Source organism: Pedobacter gandavensis (assembly GCF_032678465.1).
Lineage (GTDB): Bacteria > Bacteroidota > Bacteroidia > Sphingobacteriales > Sphingobacteriaceae > Pedobacter > Pedobacter gandavensis_B.
In genome coordinates this window covers 322,066-342,921 of record NZ_JAVTSK010000003.1, presented here as the reverse complement: position 1 = coordinate 342,921, position 20,856 = coordinate 322,066, and the positions used below count along the sequence as shown (strand labels likewise).

Sequence of the window (20,856 nt, the reverse complement as noted above, 5' to 3'; positions counted from 1 at the left end):
TAAATATCACAGCCAGAAAACGTAACTGACTTCCGTTTATGCCCTATGACTTTTTCATCACCAGTCCACCAAACTGATTCATCATCTCTCTCTTTTATATTCCAATAATTAGGGATTATTGGAATCTGGAGTTGCTACCTTTAATTAGACAGCAAGTTAAGTGAATTTGATAACTTAACAGAAATTATGTCACGAGAAAGAAAAACATATCCGAAAGAGTTCAAGGTGATGAGCGTTGAACTGAGTAATAACCGCACAGATTTGACTGCACTGGCCAAAGAACTAGATATCAGTTTGGCGTTTTTGTACCATTAGCTAAAGGAATTCTCCAGCAAACAAGGCAGTAGTTTTCCTGGAAATGGGAAAGTTATCCTCAGCGTGGCTGAGCGAGAGGTGGCTTTATTGAAGAAAGAACTGCGTGAAACGCAGATGGAGTGCGATATTCTAAAAAGGCTATCAGCATTTTCTCCAAGGGCGACAACAAATATTCGGGTTCATAAAGGGTAATAGCAGGATGTTTTTAAAGAGCAAGCAGCCCGCAAAGTTTTCTAATATATTGAAACTGGGACAACCGTAAAAGATTACATTCTGCCCTGGCATACTTGTCCCCAAAGGGATGTAAAAAAAACTTAAACAAAATATTGCAGCTTAGCTGAATGTTTACTTTATTCTTGCAATTCCAGGAGCTACATTTGAACTTTAAATTAATAAGCCCATTGAAAATTACAAATATTATATTACTTTAAATGAAAAAATGCTTGAGGAAAATTCCCCTTTACTAATGCTCACAGATTATTTTGCGAAAGGTGTGAGTGTGATTAAACACAAACAACACATTATTCGGACAAAGAATTAGCAATGGCAATGATTTATGGCATAAAAACAGTTGACACAGGTACGCAACAAAACTTCATTAACAGCGCATTCAACGCAATACTAGATAAATATGGAATTACCAATAATGAATTAACAAACTTTCATAAGAATAATTTAATTTCAACAACCCCCACTGCCAAAAACCGGCTGTCATTAAATCCTGAGATTATGAAAATTATAACTTATTTATTCGGTTTTTTATTTTTTTTCACTCAAAACTGTAAAGGCCAAAGCAATATAAAAGAAAAGGACTCTGTTTATTACTACCTTGATACTGCAGCAGTGCCAATTAAAGATAGGATGGTTTTTAAAGATTCATTAGAATTTGCTATTGCATACACCCTTCCATGTCAATGTAATTTATGGGGAGGTAATATAAATTTTGAGAAGCCCAAATCGATAAAAAGTAAACCAATTAGCTTGGCTGAATTTAAAAAACTAAATACAGTATCAATTACTGATCTCATAACTATCGCGGTCAAGAAGATCAAAGAGAAAGACAAGAAGACTTCCTATTTTTTTATTGAACCGAATGGTAAGGAAATGAAAATAAGCAAGGTATTTCTAATGGACCCTAAGAGAACTCATGAAGTGCTTGATAAAGGAGGGGTCTATTTCGAACCAGATAAAAATTAACTTCTTGATAAGCATTGCCTAATGCTAACACTACAGTACAAGTTTATTAAATAAATGGATTTGGATCTGTAAAACAAACTGTGTCAGGGCGGTGATTCATTAGAGTCACTGCCTTTTTCATTTTAGTTCAAATCTAGTACCATCCGATCAGGAAACCAAATTGCAAGTTTTTGCGCAGGGATCCCCCAATTGCTTAATGGCATCGTCCACTTCTGGCTAATGTTATTATGGGCCAAGTAAATCGAAAGTAGCTGGTCAATTTTGGCCAATTATTCCTCCAGGAATCGATTACCTTTTCATATTTCTTACCCCATTTAGCCTCCAAATCATCCATTCTAAGTTCTGCCCGTTCAAGGGTGTCAGCTTTATAAACAGGCTTCAGGTTAACCATAAATGCTTTCTGATCTTTAGAGGCGACGTATTTCAAGCTGTTGCGAATTTGATGTACTACACAGGTCTGAATCTCTATTTGAGGGAATACCATATTGATTGCAGCAGGAAACCCGTTCAGATTGTCAATGCAGGCAATCAAAATATCTTTTACACCTCTGTTCTGTAAATCCGTAAGCACCGATAACCAAAAATTAGCGCCTTCATTTTGAGAAACGTATCCCTAAAAGCGTTTTATAGCCATGGCGATCTATACCAATAATATTATAAACTACATGTGAATTCATCCGAGGATCTTCCTTGACTTTGTAATGCATCGCACCCAGCCATATGATGATGTAGAGATCCTCCAATGGTAGGGATTGCCGTTCCTTTACTTCCGGAATAATCTTGTCTGTAATGGCAGACAAAGCCGTATGACTGATATCTGTATCGTACATGTCATGTGTTTGGAAATATCCCTCAGGCTCATTCCAAGACCATAAATGCCAATGATATTTTGCTCAAGACTCTCTGCAAGTATAGTTTCCCGCTTACGAATCAACTCTGGTTCAAAGGTAGAGATTCGATCTCTTGGTGTTTCTATGGTAATTGTACCAGAGGGAATACAACTTCTTTACTGGTTTTACCATTTTTACGGTTGCCAGAAAGACGTTCATCGGTATCTAGATGGCTTCAAGCTCTGCTTCTAATTCAGAGTCTAAAAAGCTTTTTAGTAAAGGAGCTAAAGCTTCATCTTTACCATACAGTGATTTGGCCGAACGTAATTGCTCAAGGGCTTCTTGCTTCATTTGCTCGTAATCGAGCTGCTCATCTTTTCTCATTTTATAAACTGTGTCTCTAAGTTAACAACTAACTAGTTGACACAGTCTATTTTACAGCCTCATCAATATTGCGTTTTTTTAACAACATTTCCACCTTCATCTTAGATGACCCATTCGCCATTTTTTTTACCATCCTTAAAGGAGGAAATAGATTTTATTTTACCACTCTTAAAAAAAGTTTTCCAAGTACCATCAGCTTTCCCTTCTTTAAAATATCCTTTCTGGCTAACAGTCCCCTCTTCATGCCAAACAGTAATTCCACATCATTTTAACCTCCTTCCTGTAGACTGAGCATTCTAAAATTGAGTTTCGGGCGTATTCCTATTACCAAACTAAGGGTCTCCATTATTGGCAATCAAAAATCCAGAGTGTGCATTTCTTGATAAAATTGATCCGATATAATTGAAAGTGTTTTCATTAAAGATTGGATTTATATTTTATAACTACTGGTTTTACATCATAACCTTTTGCTTTCAATTGGCTTATCAACCCTTCTTTATACATGAGGTGTTTAAGTCCCACAGCAACAAAGCAGCTCTGTTCCACCAGAATTGATGGTAGCACCGCCAGCCAAGAAGTATTCCTCTTAATTAATAGCTCTTGAACAAAAGGAATATTCTTTCCTGGAGTTACCTCATTAAAATGATATTGGATATTAAGATCTCTATAGTCATTTATTTTGTCAAGTTCTTCTGCGGGTAAAGAAATATGTACAGATGGTACCCCTTTCTGAATATAATTAATCATAGAAATAATTCCTTGTGCAATCTCTTTAGGATTTCCAAATAATTTTGATGAAGGTGCTGGTTTTCTTTTACTAAAGTTATCTAGACCTACAATTTTTTTTCCATTGTTAGAAGCTAGATTCTGCATATGAAAATCCATTGAACTTTCATTTTTTGGGGTTATTTTAAACTTTTTTGAAAAGTAATCCATCTGTATTGTGAAATAAAGCTTCCATGCAGGGAATTTTACATTATCTAATGACCCCAAAGAATCGACCCCTATAGAGGCAAGATATTTATCAACTTGTGTAAACATTTCCTTTGGGAAAAGTGCTGAATAAGGAACATATCCGTCGGTGGGAGTTTCATTCTTGCTATTGTTAATACTATAACTACTATCCATCTGCCTTTCAACCAATAATACATTCGACTTATTAAAGGCTTCCAAAACAGGGGCAATCGAATCAAGAAAGGAACCGCCATAAAGGTGATTTGTACCAAATAGATAAGAGGTTTTTTTTAAGCCATTTCCCGAAACTGACCACAACAAAGTTTCACTTACAGTTTCATCTGGAATTTGAGCAGAAACCATTATTGATTTAAAAAGGAAAGTAAATAAAATAAGTAATTTATAGGATGTATTCATGCCTTATTAGGTTTTTAGGGTTGTTTTTTTATTAGCTGGTGAAACCATATAACGACACTGACAGGGAAATTAAAAATCCTTCATCGATATATATTCACACATAATACTCCTACCATAATTTACATGAAAATTAGGGCAGATTATTATTAATGTTTATGTTTTTTTCTGTTGTCACAATCGTTACCAAATTGGAGATATGATTAAAAGACGTCAATCCTGAAACTATAAAAATTAACACATCATTTATTCACAATTTTATAACAACAGTTAAGCTGTAATAAAATAGATTATAAATACAAGATGGAACTGGAGCAACTTAAAAATTGACATTATAATCATTTATTAGCTTAAAGGTATGCTGCAACAGTTGTGGTATAGGTTATTGTTATTTCTATGCATCAAGTAGAGTGTGTTTACGGAGGTAATGAATTTGCTCGTGCAATACCTGTACACATAGAATATGTCCATGCGGTCACAGCTGAAGAAGCTACATAACATTCAGGGCTAAACACGACTATTGTTGGTGGTGTCAGCCCATATTCTCCTCCCTTGGCAGTTCTGGCTGTTTCAGGATTTAGTTCAGTAATAAAACTTTTAATTTTTTCTCATGCGATAATTTTTAAAAAATAAACGGTTTATTAATTTGTTAGTAAATTCTTAAATTAAATTTAAATGCATAGTCTATGCATTTACAAAAGAAAATGACCTATATATTTTTCATGATAAATTTCACACCACATAGATATATAATAATTTAACCATAAAGTAAAACTAGGCATTAAATCAGATCCAATGAATGAAAAATCAACGCAAACGTTTGCGTTATAAACAAGCACCTCTACACATTTTCTTTCATAAATCAGTTTTATAAATCAGAAATTAAATAGAAATCGGACTCATTATTTTAATTAAAAAACAAAAAAACAGATTAAAAACTACATTAGTTAATAAAATCAAACGTTTGCTCAATAATATTCATTCTTAGCATCAAAGTGACACATGAATGCACCAAATAACATATGATACGGACTTATAAAAATCAGTCTGGTCGCATGATGTGTTGCCATCTACTTTCCCGTTATTTTTTAATCTTTTTCATCTTATCGTCAACCCCATTATTTTCAATTATCATCATAAGTGTTAAATTGCGCATGTACAACGAAAAACGCTTTTAATCCTCGAAAATTCTATTTCTAGTTTGAACTGGCGTAATATGAAGCATGAAAAAACACCTTAAATACATTGATGGCAGTTCAGATAAATTCTGGCAAATTGAAGTAAGCAATTCCGAATACACAGTTACCTATGGAAGGAACGGAACAGCAGGAAGCTCACAAACCAAGACTTTTACTGACAATCACGAATGCCTGAAAGTAGCTGAGAAGTTGTTAAATGAAAAAATAAAAAAAGGGTATTCAGAAGATGGCGAGGTGGTTCCTCAACAAAAAGCACCATCTGGCAAAAATGCCAGATCAACTCCAATCACTGAAATCCTCACGAATTACGATGCGCTGGTTAAATCCGGAAAAGTAGCTGAACTACTCCCCTTTTTGAAGGACCATTCAAAAGGGAATCTTGAAGCATTAAAAAAGCAGATCAAAAAAAACAAACGCTACTGGATAGATTATACCGACCTCAGTGTAGAACTTGGAGAAAAAAACACAACAAATTATTCGAATTGGGGTGTTCGTAAAGACCTGAATCAAAAAGACGTCGTCATCCTCAGCGCCATTGCCCTATTCAATAAAACGGAGATTAGCTCCTGGGATGAGGTAATTGAAGCATTGACCAGAGCTGGGGAGCCAGAATTCACGGAAATTCTGGACTGGTCTAAACCAAACTGGATTGGAGATTTCCTGCTGGAAAAACTTCGTCGAAATGAATGGATGTCCTTCGACTATCTTGCACTTAGATTTCTCGAAAGCAAGGGGTTTGTAAACTGGTTGCCAGAACTGTATGCTTTAACCCTAGCAAACCTTCGCCGTTGGAGTTCAGAGAATAACATCAGAGATTATATCAACTTCATCATCAACGACAAACTGGCATACGAACGCGATGTCCCCGAGTTATTTAACTATCAAAGCAATCTGCACAATCTACATTTCAAGGACAATGATGAACAGGCTTATGATGAGTTTAGCGCATGGAAAATTATTTATCAGCGCTTAATTGAGGATGGTAAATTGGACCGCAAACAATTCATCATAGAATCGATCCTGATGCAAACAAAGGACTGGAACAACAATCTTAAATCTTTTTTCAGAAAAAGAATGGGCGAACTGAACCTGGTGACAGATGAGCTGATCTTACACCAGGAGTATATTTTTGTATGTTTACACCATCCATATGCTCCAGTATTGAACTTTGCGATGGAACAGGTAAAGAAAATCTACGACCACAATAAATTCAGTGCATTATCTTTTCTGGATTGGTTGGAACCTGTAATGATGCAGAACGACAATAAATCGGCGATTAAAGCCGTACTTCCTGTACTGGAAAAAATGAACAAACTGTATCCAAAACTGAATAAAAGAATCTGTCTGCTGATTGCCGATGTTTATGTTATTCCTGATTTAAACCTACAGGAAAGAGCGACTAAAATATTACTAAAAATCGCCTCTCCCAAAGATAAAGACCTACAGGAAAAACTAGAAGGCTATATTTCATTAATGCAGGGAAATATCCCTATTCATCTAGGCCAATTACTGCCCAACACTGAACAAGCCGAATTGACCAGCGAAATTGAAGTCTATCAGTTTAAACCACAAACAAAAAATGTGCTATTGGAGAAAGTAGTGCTCCCTGAAGACTGGAATGACATTCTTTATCTCTTTGGAAGCTTTATCAACTCAGAAGAAGTCCTGGATTCTGAATTATTAGTAAACACCTACATCAGTCAAAGGCACCTGTTTCCGACCGATTACTCCAAACAACTGGAACCCTATAAAAAGCAGTTGGAAAAGAGGTACTTTGAAACTATCCATAAAGCTTATACCAGTATGTTCTTGCAGCAAAAAATACAGGATATCAATTATGTATTCAAAATAGAAGACAGCCACTATCATAAAACCAGAACCTTATTGTTAATCAAACCAATGCTCCATGCAGCACAAGAGCAAATTAACAATGACCTAAAACTACCCTTGCTTTCTTTTCCAACACATAAACCCCATTGGATCGCACCAAAAGTTCTTATGGAAAGGCTGATTGCAAGGCAAACACTTGGTTTAAAGATCAATCAGCAGGACCTGAATATTGCCATTGGCAGAATGCCACGCGAACAGACAGCCGAAGCAATCCCCTTATTGGAACAGCTTAAGGGCGAATTAAGACCACTCATGGCATTTTGTCTGGGAGTCAGCAAGGAAATCACCATTAAGTCGAACTCTTTATTAGATAAATTGGTGAACAAAGTAACTGGAAATGCAGAGACTGATTATCAAGGTCCAAAAAGTGTCGCTGCGAGGACTTATTATCCTGAAGAAACTTTCCCTCAGTTTAAAGACAGCCATCTTAAAGATTATCCATTTGTAGTTGCCCCCTTTAAACCAAATATTGAAGTTAAGGAAGAGTGGCATGAATACATGAACTACCAGACCCAGCAAAATGAACGAAGTCCTTCTTTTTATAGACTAAGAACTTCCGTTGTAGGCCATCAAAATGTACCCACTGCCTGCTTATATGGTCTGGATATATATGGCAACAAAACCACCTGGGAATATAACTTGAATAATGAAGGAAATGTTTACTACTGGCACAGTCTAATGCCACAAAATGCAGATGCCTTGGCTTGCTTCCTGATCCATTCGTCCTGCAATTTCGCAGATGGAGGTGGAAAAGAAATGAAAGGCTTTTTAAAGATAATGAATAATGGTGGTTTCCCTTTCTCTGAGATGGTTATGCTGGTCTATGCCTGCACATTTTTCCATAGTAACAAAGAGGTTCGTTTGATGGCTGCAGAGGTTCTCATGAACTTAATTGAACAAAAGGCTATTGATCTGGAGTTACTCGCTGAGAAGTTAGCTTACCTTGCTTCAAACAAATATGGCGCTTTCTTACGTTTGGCAGATAGCATTGGAACCATAAAAGATGCATCTTTACTGCACAACTTCGCATACTTACAATTGTTGGAAGGAGTTTTTAAATACCTGACTATTTCCGAAAAACTACCCGTTAATTTTAAAAAGATAGTAGAGCACTACATTGATGTACTGTATAAAACAAATCAACAACCTTCAGCTACTTCCATCGCCTTTTATGAAAAATGGAAAGACAATCCCACATTAAAGACTTTGATCAAACAAATCATCAAATAACCAGGCATGACCGACTTACAAATTCAATATAAAGGCATTTCCAATTATACCAAGACAAAGGGTACCAATAACCTTGTCCTGGCCCACCAGACTGAAATAGAAAGTGTAAATAATATCCCTTGTTTCTTTTGGGGCACTTTGACCGATCCTTACCTAACGGCGAAGTGCTGGAGCACCATTGCTAAAGTTGTTCGGTCAAGTTTCGGTCCTGTTCCACCCAGCCTGCGAGATCCTATTGTTTCTGCAGGAACAGAAAGAATCCGTTTTGAAGGCTTCTCTTCCTGCAATGGGGTTTATGTTAGGCTCGATATGAAACCTGAAGCCATTGATGGGGAATTCATCGCCAATGGCACGACCAATGTTGATTTCAACGACCCAATGCTCAATGCCTTAAACAGCATCCAGAAGAACGAAAAAGTAACCCTTGCTGTAGGTCACCAGGACATGCAGGTAATTACTGACAAGACTAAAGTGACAGAGAAGAAGGTCAACTTGCCTATGCGCTGGATTAAGGGTTTAACCAGTGTACAGCTGTATCTGGCAGATATGGATCTCAAGTATGAAATGAATAAACTTCAGACCATACAACTCTTCCAGACCTTACCTAAAGGCAGTGTAAAAGGAGATTTCTTTGTCACAAAGCGGGCTGGAAAATTCACGTTTTCAACCTTATCTACTACCGACAGCGTACGTATTGGGGGCATTCATAGACTCCGATTACTAGAAGGAATTCTGGCAATGGTTGATCAGATTTTTGTCTATGAATCTGAAGACCGGGAAACCTGTGCAATTGTATGTGAATTTGGCAAAATGCAGTTGCTCATGGCATTTTCACCTGACTCGTATCGCGGATTTTCCGGAGAAGGAAAAGCCCTGGAAAACATGACCGAAAATCTGCCAGTGGAATGGATCTATGGCTTGAACAGTTTGCTCAAATCCAATGAGACATTTGATCCCACATTGCTATCCATTGAACATGATATTGACTTTGGAACCATGGCTCAGCTGACCTCAAGTTTGTCTTCCATTGGCTTACTGGGCTATGACGTCATGTCCAGAAGTCATTTCTACAGACAACTGCCATTTAAAACGGAAAGAATCCTGAGTTTAAACCCTAGACTTAAGAACGCTAAAAAATTGATTGAAAATTCGGATGTTACCATTCTGGAAAAAAGGGACGGTTTTATAGAAGCAAATGTGAAAGGCTCGGGTGTTTTTCATAAAGTAGTATTAGACCATAACGGATATAGGTGTACCTGTAAATGGTTTACCGCATACCAGGGCAAAAGAGGAATTTGCAAGCATGTGCTCGCGTTAAAAATGATGGTGTAAAATTACATGAGTTTCTCCTCTACAAAAATTCTTAAAGGCTCAATAATCCTGGTAGTTATTGATATTCTAATCATTTGGCTTTGGGCTGCAACTTCAGATCTTGGTCCAGGCTCTGCAATGGTGATTTTTATTGTTATTCCTTTTGCCTTTATTTGCAATTTGCTTATTGGACTTGTGATATTCTTTACTAAAAGAATCTATAGTTATTTCTTCTTCATCAATTGTATCGTCGCATCTGTAATTACCTATTGGATTTTTAGTCTGGAAATGAAAAATCAATATAAAGGACATTTTGAGAACTGGAGTTTTAATTTACAGGATACCACCTTTAGAATTACTAAATGGAATAAAAGCAATGAATTCAGCCTATCCTATAAACAAGATATTGGATCTTCTACAAGCTTTCTAGATGGTAAATGTGAGCAAAAAAACGATACGCTCCTATTAACCTCTGATTCAATTCGCATGTACATCCATGACAATAAACTATATAATTTTAGAAAATCAAAGAAACCGATCACAATAAAGATCGACAAATAAGTCCCCATTCTGCTCAACTGGAAATAGTGGCAAGGCCTATGATCAAAGGAATAATAAACAGGTTTAAGAATAAACCAGATCTCTTTTTAGTGTTAGCTCCATTGGTGTTTATTTGGGGGATTTTTACGCTGCATTATATCACTGGACCTGGTGGGGAAAGCTTAACTGCAATATTCTCAATGGGAGTTATGTTTTTTGTTACAATTGCATTATTCATTGATTTTGGTTAGTAAACCAACTACCAGACGACTTCTAAGATTTACTACTTTATTAAAAACCTATTAAAATCCATTCTAACATATATAAAAAGACCTATAATAACAGAGATCAATACTTTATTTATAATAAAACAATGAAAGCATCAACCAATATCAGAGAAATGCTCGCAGGTAATAGAATATACGTACCTACATATCAACGTGCCTACTCTTGGGAAACCCCAAGAGAAGGTAGTGAAAGAAAAACCCAGACTGATGTATTTCTTAGTGACTTGGAAGAAAATATAAGAAGCAATAACTCCAACCCTTATTATTTTGGTCATTTTCTTTTTGAAGAAAAGGAAAACAACAAGTATGCGGTAATAGACGGTCAGCAAAGACTTACTACTATTTCTATTTTTCTTTCTGTCCTTTTTAGATGCCTTAAAAAAAAGAAAGTTCAATTATCTATTGAGGACAACCAAATATTCCAAGATACAATACAATGTAACCACATTGACAGATTCCAAACCGTTGAATATGATAAGGACTTTTTTAAAGATTATGTAATTAACCAGTCAATAGAGGACGATAAAACCCTGGAGTATCAATCTGCAAAAAGAATTAAGTATGCCTACGACTATTTTTTGAACAAACTCATGCTTAAAGAACCGGATGAACTCGAAAAACTACTTAACAGTACTATCACAGCTTCTTGTAGTACCTACAATGTGAAAAATGAGTCTGAAGCTATACAAATGTTCATATTTCAAAACAACAGAGGCAAAAGTCCTTCAGCTCTTGAAATTCTAAAAGCGAACTTTATGTTTGCGATACACCTAAATGGCGGGCACTTGACTAATGACCTAATTGAAGAGGTCAAGAGGAGATTTGAAAAAATTTACAAATCTATATCTGCTATTGGGTATAAAATTAGTGAAGATGAAATCTTAAACCATACCTTGCGTGTGAAATTCAATAATCTTTCAGAAGGTAATGCAATAGAAAAAATCAAAACTATACTTGCCGGAAAAGAACCCATAGAATTCATTAAAACCTTTTCCATGATGTTAGAAAAGAGTTTTGATACTCTACGGTTATTTTTTGGCGATGATGAAAAAAAACACCACGAAATACACTCAATAATCACATTAGGAGGAATCGGACAAATTATTCCTTTCATTATAAAAGCATATAGTTTTCGAATACCTTATTCAGAAATCTTCCGACTATGTGTATCACTTGAATCTATAATTTTGCGAGACCGACTAATAGGCACCCGTGCTGACATGACAAGCAGACTTAACTACGATTTCCAGAAATTTACAAAAGAAAACCCAATAATACAGCCCATAATTGATAGGATTAACCGCATTAAATCTGAATCACACTGGTGGTGGGCACATTGGAACAACAAAGCATTAAAACAATCAATAAGCGGCGGACTTCATCACCCAACAGCAAGGTTCCTTCTTTGGAAGTATGAAAACCACCTTGAAACTAAAGCATCTAGAAATGGATACATATTAAGAAGGTATGACCAAATAGACCGCCCTGAATTGGAGCATATTGCACCAAAAACAAAACCAGGAGAACACCTTGCAAGTGGATATTGTGAATATGATGATGAATTTAACAACCAATATTTGAATTGTCTTGGTAATTACTTACTTATCTCAAAGAAACACAATTGCTCAATTGGCAATATACCATACCCACAGAAATACACCACATATACTTATTTAAAACAACAAACCGAGGTTCAAGAGACCTCTGCTAAAAACATGGAGTGGACAAAAGATAATATTCTTTCCCGGAAAAATAAGATTACAACGTATATCATGGAAAACTTCTAAAAAGGATCAGAAATAATGATCATCTTAAATATCAAAAATTATAAGTAATGTCAAAATACATACTCTATGAATAGAGTAGGGTATGTAAAACAAACTGGAGTTGCTATCTTTGAGTAGACAGTAAGTTAAGAGAATTTGGTAACTTAACAGAAATTATGTCACGAGAGAGAAAAGCATACACGAAAGAGTTTAAGCTGATGAGCGTTCAACTGAGTAATAGCCACACCGACCTAGGTGCTTTAGCTAAGGAATTGGATATCAGTGTTACTTTATTGCACCGTTGGAGGAAGGAATTTTCGAGCAAACAAGAGAGCAGTTTCCCTGGCAATGGGAAGGTTATACTCACAGCAGCAGAGCAAGAGTTAGCTTTATTGAAGAAAGAGCTACGTGAAACACAGATGGAACGTGATATATTAATGAAGGCTATCAGCATTTTCTCCAAGAGCGACAACAAATATTCAGGTTCATAAAGGACCATAGCAGGATATTTTTAGTTGAGAAAATGTGTTCGGTATTTAAAGTAAGCAGATAGGGGTAATCTTCCCTAAAAACAGCTACATAAATAAATGTAGTATTTAATAATTTAGGGTAATTAAAAAAAGTAATTTTAGCGAACCACAGATCATCAAGATTTTATCTTCGCAGGAATCAGGTAAATCCGTTTCGGATATCTGCCGTGAACATGGCATCAGTCAGGGAACATTTTACAAATGGAAGAGTAAGTATTCCGGGATGGAAGTTTCCCAGGTTAAACAGTTGAAGGAAATGGAAAAGGAACTGGCCCAATACAAAAAGATTGTAGCAGAGCAGACTCTTCAAATTACTATTCTTAAAGACGTTATCGAAAAAAAGCTGTAGGGCCTGCCGAAAAGCGTAAGCTTGTCGGTTATGCAAAAGATGCATTCGGAATGAGTCTTGGGCAGGCCTGTATATTGTTTTCCATCAGCACCTCTGTATTTTACTACAGAGCGAAACGTAAGGATGATAATGAGATCATAGAACAGCTGTCAGCGCTTGCAGAAGCCCATAGAACCTAGGGATTTGGATGATGTGTCATCGTATCAGGAAACTACAGTATAGGTGGAATCATAAACGCGTTTACCGGGTTTATACCCTGATGCGTCTTAATATGCGTAACAAGAGAAAAAAACGTCTTCCAGCACGCGTTAAGGAACCTCTACTTTGTCCTATCTATCCAAATGTAACCTGGAGTCTAAATTTTATGCATGACACACTGGCTAGTGGAAAAACACTTAGGACATTAAACATCATAGACGATTTTAATCCTGAGGTTCTTTCTATTGCTGTTGATACAAGTTTACCCTCACAAAGAGTGATCCGTGAGCTGGAGATACTGGTTGACTGGAGAGGTAAGCCAGATGCCATTCGCTCCGATAATGGGCCAGAGTCTATATCAATAGCTATTTCTGAATGGTGCAGCCAGAAAAACATAAAATGGAATTATATACAGCCAGGCAAACCTACTCAGAACAGCTTGATTGAACGGTTCAACAGAACCTTCAGGCAAGATGTGCTGGACAACTATATGTTTGAGAATCTATCAGAATTACGGAAATATGCTCAAGCCTGGGCTTGAATGTACAATAATAAAAGAGCACACGCTGCACTTGGTTATTTAACACCGGTGGAATTTCTGTTAAAATATGGTAAAATCCCTACAAATAATGGTGGTCACGATTTTCCTACATTACAGCAAGATTACAATAGCAATGTGAACTGGAATTTTTTAGTTTTGAACGTAGCTAGTTAGGGGAAGATTACACCTGCTGAATAGCAAAGGTCTTTTACATATGTTCCTTAAACTGCGTGTAACCATATCCATCCGGATATTTCTTGCGGTATTCCTCCCAGATGTTTAAATAGGTAAATCCGGATCTCTTAAGAGCTTTCTGGTAAATGGGGACCAGGGCCTGTAAATCCAGATAAGCCTGTGGCTTATTGAATGCTTTTGGTTCAGGTAAAATAGAAGCCAGTGATTGTTCATCTAGAGGGCTTAATTCCGAAAAATCTTTACCAGAACCAGCAAGATTGAGAATATACTCATTAACCGTTTTGCGGTTAATCCCTATCGAGCAATTGAACGATTGCTTTCGCCCCGTGCTTTTAATTGAATAAAGCGTTGAATATCTAACATGTCTTTGCGGTGGCCGGCCATACTCTACAGTTTTGTTTACTGTAAAATACCGCTTTGTTTAAATTGGACCGGTATCACCGATACGGCTGGTCCGTTATAGACTGATATATGCAACCACTAAAGTGGCATCATTTAAACCGTAATCGCTGGCACTATCAGGCCGAAATAGCTGGCACAATTCAAACCGTAATATCCACCACTTAAAAGATCATACAATTATATAAAAAAGCCGGAATTATTCCTTTTTCAATAATGCTTTTTTCAGGGATTCATCTTTCAGGTCAATGCGGTGTGTGGAGTTTACAATCGGATCCTAGATTGCATTTGCTTAAGTGCCTTCATCACCGATGATTTCGTACCATGCTGATACCGGTATTTGGGAGGTTTCTCCCGGTCTTGGTTATCGAAAGCCTGCAGGCCAAAGCAATCGAGTATTAACAATTGTTCCAATTTAACTCTGTTAATCTAATAGTTAAACGTTGTTTAATTAAAAAGTAATTATTCCAGGGCGATTAACATGATTTGCTAATTGTGCCTCTATATCCAATAGTAGACTACTTCTTAATCTATACTTGGTTTGTTCTGAAAACTTAAACAAGAACTCATCTTTTGTAAAAGACCTAACACATCGAAAATCAATTAATAAGAATGAATAATCATCGAATTTCATCAGGGGGCAAGCATCATATCTGAAATCGCCCCCCTTTAGGTTTTTCTTCGATATCTCTTTTGGAAAAAGAACACCATAAGCCATACGAGAATAGTTTTTCTCTTGAGCATAATCACAAGCTGGGGTAAGATCAATACATACCAATCTGGTATTCTGTTTATTAAGGGTCTTTTTAGAGTCCTCCTTTAGGTTGCGCTGAATTATTTCTTTACCAATGGCGTTAATATCCATGATATATAAATTACCAGGATAAAAGTGATTAAATCCACTACTTGAATAAAGAAGATGGATCTTTGTATGAAGGTTATTTTTCTCATCAGTTGACATCCCACTTCCGGACTGTTTTATTTCCTCAAGATTAATTGAACGAAGCACTGATTGAAATTTTTTTTCTACAGACTCAACCAGGTTTGCATTAAAAACATCAGCAGCGAGCTCCAAAAGTTGAAATTTATCCAATCCCTTAATAGCGTCGCTACCTGCTTGCCCTTTGGCTAGCTGGTAAAGCAAGCCAGACATATTAGTATCCCATTTATCATCTCTAAAAAAAATGGAACAAATTTGATTAGTTATAGATCCTGCAGCATTATTTACGGAGGATTCCCAAAACAAAAATGAAGTTAAAGCACTAAACTGTTTAATTCCTTTAATAAGTTCTGCTCTAATATAAGAGAAACCATCTTCATCGTTAGCTTTTGCTTTATCAAGTGTAAGAATTTTAAGTGGTTTATAATCCTTAAGTCCATTTTCAAATTCTCTTTCAAGTTCCTCACGATACTTGTTTTCTTTTGTACTCCAGTATATTAAAATATACAGATTATTTGGTACAAGCGATGTTTTTAAACGTTGTGCTATTGGAGCTATTATATTTTTTGAATTAGAGCCATTAGTTACAAGTTCCAAATCTAGAAAGACTAATCTTACATTTTCAACGGGTTCAGCTGGGAGGTCATTACCATATTCATCATGGTAGTAAAGATAAGCTATTTTTTCTTTGGAAAGTAAAGATAACAATTTATGAACATCTTCTATTTTGTCATCAAATACAATTACTTTTCCATTATTCGGAAGTATCATGAGATAAGAGTTTAATTTTAAGTATAGTAATTGCCCCATGTTGAAATTCAATGGGAAGATCGTATTCGTTTGATTCTGGGAACCTGACAGAGCCCTCCTGTACCTTCATCACTTCAGAGACAATGTGTAACCCAAGACCTATGCCATTGCTCTTGGCGGAAATAAAAGGTTTAGTTAACTGATATTTGGGAATAGTGAAACCAGCCCCATTATCTGCTATCACTATTTCAAGATAATTCGGTTCATTATGTATAACATCTATGTATATTTTCTTTTCAAAAGTCTCACTTGTTTTTAAAAGTCTTTGACGTTTAATTTCCAACCAGTGTATTGAATTATCAATTATATTCATCACGGCCCCCATCAAAAGACGTCGACTACATGAAATGACCTTATTTCCTTTATAATTCTGATAAGCTTTTATTAATTCAATATTGTGAGCATCCATACGATATTCTACATTAAAAACAGCCCCATTTAGAAACTTAACAATGTTCTCTTCTTTAGTATCAGCCTGCTTTAGAAGATCACTGTAACTTTCTATCAGCTGATCAAGATGATTCACAAGCCCTAGAACCTTCTCAGGAACATTCTCTTTTTTTACTGATAAAGTCAACTCGGCTATCACTTTCTGAACTTCATGAATACCAACAGCCAAGGTGAGACCCGCTCCTGCACTTGTTAGTAATGTTTCATTAATGAAATTATAATCATCTTCAATCTTTTTCAGGTGCTTATTAATTTCTTCCTTCAAGGGTCTCTCTTGTATTCTTTTTTCAATGAGAAGATGAAGCTCATTTAAATGATGTAACACAGGCTCCTCCTGCTCAGTAGGGTTATATTTATTCCTAATCAGATCTTTATCATTTTTACGAAGGGTTTCAACAATATTTATAGTATGTAATATAGCTCCACAAAAATCATAAAAAGCCTCATTCTCAATAAACCCTTCTCTGTTGGTCTTTTCTATTAACGCAGTACTTTCATTAATTTTCAGATCAATAACAGCAAGAATAAGATTATTACTTATTCGTTTTGCTGGAACATTGATCCTTCTCATATCTAGATTCAACCAATCGTTTCCTTTCTCCCCATATTCATTAATACGAATATTATCCCGATATACTCTAATTCCTCCTTGCTCATCCAAATACTGTTTCAATAATGTTATTCCAGCTTGATTGCCCAACTCAAGAGTTTGCTTATCACGGTCAAAAATATAACCTTCAAAGACAACTTCTCCAATAGTTGAAATCTCCTTGTCCGAACCATAATTTTTAGCAAGATTAATTACTATTTCTTTTTTGGGATTGTCAGGGTCTCTTTTGACAAAAGTTTCGTTGTCCCGAACATAACCTTCTTCCTGTGTTACATTTCTACTCTCCAACTCACGAAGAGAATCCCACGGCGTAAATTCATAAATAAATTCACTAATGATAGTCCCAGAAAGTTTACATTTAAAATGCCAGAGGGCAAATTTCTTAATGTCATCCCAAGTAGGTAATCCTTCTATAAGTGATTTATCATCAATATCTATATTCACCGAAAAGTCTCCAGATTTTTTAAAAGGAGAATTTAATGTAAAAACTGCTCTATACAAATCCCTTACCATCCTCTTATCCCAATCTGTTCGTAAGTCTGAAATTAAAATTCTTGTGCCTTTTCGACTCCGAAGAAAATATTCAGGAGTTCTGACAAAAACCTCAAAACGGGCATCTTTTAAGTATTTCTCTTCGCTGAATTTGTTCCAATCTATCCGAACAACAACTTCATCCTCTCCCTCTCTCCGGCTAATTAATTCGATCTTATTGCCCAACTTATGAACACCGAAACGTCCAATTCCTTTTTCTCCAATAGGAAGTCTATTGAATATTTTTGAACGTTGATTTTTAGCCAGTAGTTGTGCCTTATAATCACTTCCTGGTTCAAGCCATACATTTTCAATGAGTTGAATATTCATCCCCTCTCCATCATCTATGATATCAATTCTCCCATTTTTTTTATTAGTTATCTGCTCCAGTTTTACAGTTACGTTTTTCGCATCTGCGTCATAGGAATTCTTTATCAGCTCTAGCAGAGCTACGTTTTCATTTTTAATGAGTTTATCACCTAATTGAAGTAATAACCTAGCTCTTGGCTGAAAGAAATTTTTATTTGAAGATGCCTTCATGAAATGTTGCTATAGTTAAATCTGTGAACTTATCGTTCATCAAATTATAATGTTTTATCTAAAATTTATCACCTTAATATCAAAGAAAAAGCTTATCATTCCGTTGACATCCAATTAAATCTCCGTAATCTACGATAATCCAAAAAAGGAGGACATAAACAATTTACATTTTAAGTAGCTCATCTATTTTGTACAAATCACTAATAAGGGGAACCTCATTTTTAGATATAGCTTGACCAACATTTTTCCATGAGATTGCTTTTGTTTCTGAAATACCTTTTTTTACTAATTTAACAGTTTCTGCTTCAAATGCTTCTTTAACTCTGGATAAATTCTTATTATAAATATTCGTTATGTGGCCTATTGTATTTATTAAATTATTACTATCCATGTTATACTCAAGAAACCAATCCGGATCAATAGGTTGAAGTTTTTTTATTATCTGATTTTCAAAATCAACTAGTTCTTCAGTTAGATTGTGTTTAACCTGGAGTTTCTGTACTATCTCTTCAACTTTCCTTAACTCGCCAGGGATTAAGTGATCATCAAAATTAAGCTTTAATGAATTGTAGAATTTCGATCCGTTAGAGTGGATTCTACAATTATCATTTATTACTGAGAAATCAAACGTCTCGACAGATATGTATCGCTTCTTAAATTCTAATTCTGAAAGCCTATACTTAGTCAAAATTGCTTTTGTAAACTCATTTTTTTCAAATGCGGCAACTTCTGAACTTTTCACCAAATCTTTCCATAAATCTTCCTTTTTCGCATACTCGCCAACATCATCACTTTTGCTATAATACTTTAGCCATTCATGTACAGATTGAAGTAATTGTTTAGAAAATTCTTTTAAATCATCCGGCAATCCCTGTTTAACCCAAATAGCCCCCAGATCAAAATGATTTAGTTTTTTAACCATTGTCATCTTGTATAATAACGATAGTGCATAGGGTACGACAGAGGAGCGGATCTGCCCAATTGCATTTGGTCCCGCACCATAAAGTTGTTCAAACTCTTTAAAAAATATGGCTTTAGAAATTAGATCTTCGTAAAAAGCCCGTCCAAGATTCTCAGGGTTAAGGTGTTTCTCATTATGATCTAATTGAATAAATCCCATAAAATCTCTAAACACCTTTTCACCTCCTTTTCTTACCAGGTATGGGCTTGTACCCCAGGCAACATAATATTTTGCAATTTGTTCTTTACTAAGCCTTTTATGCTTGGGATAGTTTTTCTCTATCTGTGTTTTCTGACCCGGGTAAATCCTTAGAAGTGTATTAAACTCCCCCCGAATTCTCTCAAAAAACCATTTTGTTCCAGATGGATCAGTAATGCTTTCTGAAAGCTTTTTTATTTTCACCAAATGAACACTTCTGGAATTCAAATCCACACTGGAAACTTTATTTTGTGAATTTGAATATTGAGATATTTTTGAAATCAAATCATCAAGATTTTCTCTGTCTTCAGATTTTACTACATTAATTTTTGCTATTACATTTACTTTAGAAACATCAACACCATCTTTACTTGTAAAATATATCGAAGCAGTCGTTTGACCCCCATTTACAATTTGAAAATCGGTTAACGAATTGATTAAGGCTACCCCGCCATTCTGAATTATATTAGAAGACGTAGAAGTAATCGTCAAACCATTATTATAGGCTATGAATTTCTCAGGTTCCTGAATGATTGTCTCTTTTAGTTGCTTATTGACGCCTTTAAATTGGAGGAATGAGCGTACATTTCGTTCAAGAAGTCTAGAGCTATAATTATGATAAAAATCTACGAGCAGCGAAGCTGGTATTACGGCAAGATAGGACTCAAATAACCCTACATCATCCGCTGCCTTGATCGCAGTTAAAGGAGGGTTAAAGTTTATAACAATAGGCTCAGAGTTACCTTCAGAAATTTCAAAATTATAAATTTTATTAAGATCAATCAACTGATATTTAACTTTAATTATTTTTGTTTTTTGATCTCCTTTAATACTGTAACTGATTTTAATTTCATCATCATTAAATAAGAATATTTTTGGCGAATGTGTCCCTCTTGGTTCAAAAGAAATAGTATTTGAAATAAGAAAGATTTCTACAACATCGATCTGATGCTGAAAATCAGCACTTTCTAATGATTTTATAATTACTGCGGCAGGATCACCTGATTGAACATCCTTTAAATAATTTCTAATTGCTTTTGTGAGAAAGTTTTTTGTCTTCAAAAACAAGGAATCATAATACTCTTTTCTTGAAACAAGTAAATCCTTTTCTCCAGGTAAGACTAGGTTAGATAAGAATAGTTGCAATCGTTCACCGCTATCGTTTATAAGATAAGCATCGACTTCCACATTGTCTTTTGGTAGTTGATAATGGGAGTAGCTCACTTCCTCTGAATCAGTTAATCTTGTAAGATTTAAAGCAGGTAATACATAATTCATCAATGATGT

Annotated in this window: 15 protein-coding genes and 1 pseudogene; 10 read left to right on the top strand and 6 right to left on the bottom strand. The window is 35.6% G+C overall.

What is annotated here, in order from left to right; translation table 11 throughout:
* Positions 1–186 precede the first annotated feature (186 nt).
* Both R2Q94_RS07545 and R2Q94_RS07540 read left to right on the top strand, forming a co-directional pair.
* Positions 187–315 carry a hypothetical protein gene (locus R2Q94_RS07545; RefSeq protein WP_316820839.1) on the top strand — a complete coding sequence of 43 codons (129 nt, stop codon included), beginning with the start codon at positions 187–189 and terminating at the stop codon, positions 313–315.
* A 543-nt stretch (positions 316–858) separates the two neighbouring features.
* Positions 859–1,512, top strand: a complete 654-nt coding sequence (locus R2Q94_RS07540; RefSeq protein ID WP_316820838.1) for a hypothetical protein — start codon at positions 859–861, stop codon at positions 1,510–1,512.
* Between the two features lie 122 nt (positions 1,513–1,634).
* Here the strand turns inward: R2Q94_RS07540 and R2Q94_RS07535 are convergent.
* The 3 genes and pseudogenes from R2Q94_RS07535 to R2Q94_RS07530 all read right to left on the bottom strand — a co-directional run bounded on the left by R2Q94_RS07535 (position 1,635) and on the right by R2Q94_RS07530 (position 4,097).
* Positions 1,635–2,693 (bottom strand): annotated as a pseudogene (locus R2Q94_RS07535) (IS256 family transposase).
* 134 nt (positions 2,694–2,827) lie between these two features.
* Positions 2,828–2,983 carry a hypothetical protein gene (locus tag R2Q94_RS22205; protein ID WP_410478534.1) on the bottom strand — a complete coding sequence of 52 codons (156 nt, stop codon included), beginning with the start codon at positions 2,981–2,983 and terminating at the stop codon, positions 2,828–2,830.
* A 160-nt stretch (positions 2,984–3,143) separates the two neighbouring features.
* The gene (locus R2Q94_RS07530) at positions 3,144–4,097 is read right to left on the bottom strand and encodes a TraB/GumN family protein (RefSeq protein WP_316820837.1); all 954 of its coding nucleotides are present in this window, start codon (positions 4,095–4,097) and stop codon (positions 3,144–3,146) included.
* 1,220 nt (positions 4,098–5,317) lie between these two features.
* Here R2Q94_RS07530 and R2Q94_RS07525 point away from each other — a divergent pair.
* The 8 genes from R2Q94_RS07525 to R2Q94_RS22190 all read left to right on the top strand — a co-directional run bounded on the left by R2Q94_RS07525 (position 5,318) and on the right by R2Q94_RS22190 (position 14,109).
* Entirely contained in the window at positions 5,318–8,413 is a 3,096-nt protein-coding gene (locus tag R2Q94_RS07525) for a DUF6493 family protein (protein ID WP_316820836.1), read from the top strand.
* A gap of 6 nt (positions 8,414–8,419) precedes the next feature.
* Positions 8,420–9,745, top strand: coding sequence for an SWIM zinc finger family protein (locus tag R2Q94_RS07520; protein ID WP_316820835.1), 1,326 nt, complete (start codon positions 8,420–8,422; stop codon positions 9,743–9,745).
* Between the two features lie 6 nt (positions 9,746–9,751).
* A complete protein-coding gene (locus R2Q94_RS07515; protein WP_316820834.1) occupies positions 9,752–10,285 on the top strand; it encodes a hypothetical protein in 534 nt (177 codons plus the stop codon).
* Positions 10,286–10,637: 352 nt separating this feature from the next.
* On the top strand, positions 10,638–12,338 hold the full coding sequence (locus tag R2Q94_RS07510) for a DUF262 domain-containing protein (RefSeq protein ID WP_316820833.1): 1,701 nt from the start codon (positions 10,638–10,640) through the stop codon (positions 12,336–12,338).
* A 155-nt stretch (positions 12,339–12,493) separates the two neighbouring features.
* Positions 12,494–12,808 carry a transposase gene (locus R2Q94_RS07505; protein WP_316820832.1) on the top strand — a complete coding sequence of 105 codons (315 nt, stop codon included), beginning with the start codon at positions 12,494–12,496 and terminating at the stop codon, positions 12,806–12,808.
* A 121-nt stretch (positions 12,809–12,929) separates the two neighbouring features.
* Entirely contained in the window at positions 12,930–13,196 is a 267-nt protein-coding gene (gene tnpA, locus R2Q94_RS22200; RefSeq protein ID WP_410478533.1) for an IS66 family insertion sequence element accessory protein TnpA, read from the top strand.
* A gap of 271 nt (positions 13,197–13,467) precedes the next feature.
* Positions 13,468–13,935, top strand: coding sequence for a DDE-type integrase/transposase/recombinase (locus R2Q94_RS22195; RefSeq protein ID WP_410478529.1), 468 nt, complete (start codon positions 13,468–13,470; stop codon positions 13,933–13,935).
* Positions 13,936–14,109, top strand: coding sequence for a hypothetical protein (locus R2Q94_RS22190; protein WP_410478528.1), 174 nt, complete (start codon positions 13,936–13,938; stop codon positions 14,107–14,109).
* Positions 14,110–14,980: 871 nt separating this feature from the next.
* Here R2Q94_RS22190 and R2Q94_RS07495 read toward each other — a convergent pair.
* From R2Q94_RS07495 to R2Q94_RS07485, 3 genes are all read right to left on the bottom strand, one after another.
* Positions 14,981–16,240, bottom strand: a complete 1,260-nt coding sequence (locus R2Q94_RS07495; RefSeq protein ID WP_316820831.1) for a hypothetical protein — start codon at positions 16,238–16,240, stop codon at positions 14,981–14,983.
* On the bottom strand, positions 16,224–18,410 hold the full coding sequence (locus R2Q94_RS07490; protein WP_316820830.1) for an ATP-binding protein: 2,187 nt from the start codon (positions 18,408–18,410) through the stop codon (positions 16,224–16,226). Before R2Q94_RS07490 ends, R2Q94_RS07495 begins: the two co-directional genes overlap by 17 nt.
* 163 nt (positions 18,411–18,573) lie before the next feature.
* A complete protein-coding gene (locus tag R2Q94_RS07485) occupies positions 18,574–20,847 on the bottom strand; it encodes an AIPR family protein (RefSeq protein ID WP_316820829.1) in 2,274 nt (757 codons plus the stop codon).
* Positions 20,848–20,856 lie beyond the last annotated feature (9 nt).